This is a genomic window from Halobacterium bonnevillei (assembly GCF_009831555.1).
Lineage (GTDB): Archaea > Halobacteriota > Halobacteria > Halobacteriales > Halobacteriaceae > Halobacterium > Halobacterium bonnevillei.
The window spans coordinates 1-2,862 of record NZ_WUUU01000262.1 but is presented as its reverse complement, the minus strand read 5'-3'; the positions used below and the strand labels follow the sequence as shown (position 1 = coordinate 2,862).

Annotated in this window: 3 protein-coding genes and 1 pseudogene; 1 reads left to right on the top strand and 3 read right to left on the bottom strand. The window is 69.3% G+C overall.

Going from position 1 to position 2,862, the window contains the following annotated elements; translation table 11 throughout:
- On the bottom strand, nt 1-302 hold a 302-nt coding region (locus tag GRX66_RS20635; RefSeq protein WP_325064191.1), incomplete at its 3' end, for an MFS transporter.
- A 402-nt stretch (nt 303-704) separates the two neighbouring features.
- Between GRX66_RS20635 and GRX66_RS20985 the strand changes: the two genes are divergently transcribed.
- A complete protein-coding gene (locus GRX66_RS20985) occupies nt 705-914 on the top strand; it encodes an HVO_0758 family zinc finger protein (RefSeq protein WP_449271475.1) in 210 nt (69 codons plus the stop codon).
- A gap of 59 nt (nt 915-973) precedes the next feature.
- Here the strand turns inward: GRX66_RS20985 and GRX66_RS17980 are convergent, their stop codons facing one another.
- Both GRX66_RS17980 and GRX66_RS17975 read right to left on the bottom strand, forming a co-directional pair.
- Nucleotides 974-2,062 carry an aldo/keto reductase gene (locus GRX66_RS17980; protein WP_159527722.1) on the bottom strand — a complete coding sequence of 363 codons (1,089 nt, stop codon included), beginning with the start codon at nt 2,060-2,062 and terminating at the stop codon, nt 974-976.
- A gap of 21 nt (nt 2,063-2,083) precedes the next feature.
- Nucleotides 2,084-2,862 (bottom strand): annotated as a pseudogene (locus tag GRX66_RS17975) (NAD-dependent epimerase/dehydratase family protein); the annotation flags it as partial.

The window sequence follows — 2,862 nt, the reverse complement described above, 5'->3', positions numbered from 1 at the left end:
GTGACCACCAGCGCCGCAGCCGACAGCAGGTAGAACGGCGCGCGCCACGTGTAGAACTCCAGCAGCACGCGGCCGACGAGAACCGGCGCGACGGCGGCGGCGACCTGGCTGGCGGTGCCGTGGACGCCGATGACGCGGCCGACGCGGTCCGGGAACAGTTCGCTCACCAGCGGGTTCGCGGCGATGAAGTACGAGCCGGACGCGATGCCGACGAGAAACGCCCCCAGCATCACGAACTCGATGGTGGGCGCCAGCGTCATTCCCGCCGAGGACACCGCCAGCAGGCCGCCCGACCCGAGCACGACGTGGTGGCGGTCGACCCGCGTCAGGAGGTAGCCGGTCGGGGAGTCGCGGGAGCGCGCTCCCCAGCCACGCCAGCGTCGCCACCAGCCCGACGGCCGCGTCGCTGGTGACGAAGTCGGCCTGGAGCGGCGCGACCAGCGGCGCGAACACGACGCGCCCGAAGTTCACGAGGAACACGAGCGCGCACAGCGACCCGAACAGGCGCACGCGCCGCGCGTCGCTCCCGGTGGCATTGGACACGCCTCGGCTTCGCGGTCCGCGGGGTCAATTCTTGCGGTTCCGGCCGTCGGTGCATCGAACGCAAATCCGCCCGACGTAAGACTGTCCTAAAATCCCGCAGCCGTCCCCCCTGCAATAATAGGTGGTTCTTACTGAAGGGGAGTAGCTCGGTAGACGTTCGCATGAACTCGGTGGAACGGGCCATCCGAGCGGGGGTTGTGGGCACGGACACTGAGGAACGACTGGTCTGTCAGGACTGCGGGATGCCACTGGAGACGCACGACCACGACCGCGTGGGCTGGCGGCGCAGTTGTCCGAACTGCGGCAGGATGTGGAAGCAGGTGCACGAAACGGAGACCGCAACTAGGACCGCCACCGGGGACGCCGAGTAGGTGGGTATTACTCGGTGCGAGTGGCGGCGCCGCTAGTTCGAGCGACGAGTAGGGGAAGCTTACTCGAAGACGGCGTCGAACGCGTCCGCGCCCATCGGCTCGTAGGTCCCTGCGGCGACGTTCTCGCGGACGTGCTCGGGGCTCGTGGACCCGACGAGCGCGCTGGTGACGCCGGGCGCACTCCGCGCGAAGTTCACGCCGCGCTGCGCGGGCGTGTCGCCGCGGAGCTTCTCGTCGACTGCGTCGGGAATCCCGTCCAGCACCTGCCCCTGCGCGAGGCTCGCGGACGTGAACACGTTCAATCCGGCTTCGTGCGCGTACCAGAGGACGCTCTGGTCGCCCTCGGGGCCGTCCTGGGACGCCATCGTGAACGCGTCCGCCATCAGGACGTTGAACGGCACCTGGATGCCGCGGAAGTGCGTCGCGGTGTTCCCGACCTCGCTGGCTGCGGCCCGCGCCCGCGAAATGAGTTCCCCCAGGTCCAGGAAGTGCTCGTGGGACTGCGGCACGCGGAACGCGTCCCAGGTCGCCACGCCGTAGTGCTGGATGTCGCCCGCGGCGACGCGACGCTCGAGGCGCTCGAACGTCGCTTCGAGCTGGTCGTAGACCGCCTCCCGCGGCCGTTCGTCCAGTTGCGTCTCAGGGTTGTGGACGTAGTAGAGGTCGATGGTGTCGACGTCGAGGTTCCGCAGCGACCGGTCCAGCTGGTCCTCGACGTACCCGGGCGCGATGGCGTGGCTGCCGTGTGCGAGGTCCGCGCTGTCGACGATGCCGCTGTCCACGTACTCGTCGCCGACGAACCGCCCGGGGTCCGCAGGCCGGGACTCGTCGAACGGCACGAACCCGCCCTTCGTCGACAGGAAAACCTCCTCGCGGTCCGCGTCGGCGTCTGCGAGCGCCCGGCCGACCACTCGCTCGCTGCGCTGGTTGCGGTAGTTGATGGCCGTGTCCACGACGTTACACCCTGACTCCAGCGCGGTCGTGATCGTCTCGTAGTACGCGTCGTCGACCGCATCAGTGGGGTCGCCGAGGTACGTCCCGAGGCCGACGCTGGACACCGCGCGGTCCCGCACCCGGCGGAAGTACGTCCGCGCCATGTCGTCCCCGAACCGTTCCTTGTACCGGAACGTCCCGTCAGCAGTAGCCATACCAGTGGCTTTGCCGTCGGATCACTTGTACTCCCCGCGACGGTACGCGTCGACCGCGTCCCCGTACCCCTCGCGGAACGTCGGGTACGCGAATTCGTAGCCGAGTTCGTGCAGGCGGTCGTTCGAACACCGCTTGCTCGTCCGGAGGCGACGCTCCACGGTCGTCGACAGGGCCTCCGACTGCAGGCGCTCCTCGACGGTCCGTTTCTCGGGCGCCTCGACGCCGCACTCGTCGGCCAGCCAGTCCGCGAACGCCCACTTCGAGACGGGTTCGTCGTCGACCGCCAGCAGCACGTCCTCGTCGAGGTCGTTCTCGAGCGCGAACCGCACCACGCCGGCCGCGTCGTCGCGATGAATCATGTTCAGGTAACCCTCCGTCACCGGTCCGTCGACGTACCGCGTCAGCCGGTAGCGGTGCGGGCCGTAGAGGCCCGCGAACCGAACGACTATCGCGTCCATCCCGCGCTCTGGCGCAAGCTCCTTGCAGACGCGTTCGGCCTCGGCGAGCACCTGCGTCTTCTCGGTCGTCGGGTCCAGCGGCGTCGTCTCGTCCACCCAGTCGCCGCCGTGGTCGCCGTAGACGCCAGTGCTGGACGTGTAGACGAATTTCTCGGGCGGGTCGTCGCGGCCGCCGAAGTGCTCGACGGCGGTTCGCAGGCCGTCGACGTACACCTCGCGAGCGGCAGCTGCGCCGCGGCCGCCGGAGCTCGCTGCGAACACCCACGGCGTCGACGTCCGGCACGTCGGCGAGGGCGTCGGCGTCCGTCACGTCCGCGCGGACGGCGTCGAATCCCGCGTTC

Coding starts and splice junctions, on each gene's coding strand:
- GRX66_RS20985 (WP_449271475.1), top strand. CDS start 705: ATGAACTCGGTGGAACGGGCCATCCGAGCGGGGGTTGTGGGCACGGAC.
- GRX66_RS17980 (WP_159527722.1), bottom strand. CDS start 2,062: ATGGCTACTGCTGACGGGACGTTCCGGTACAAGGAACGGTTCGGGGAC.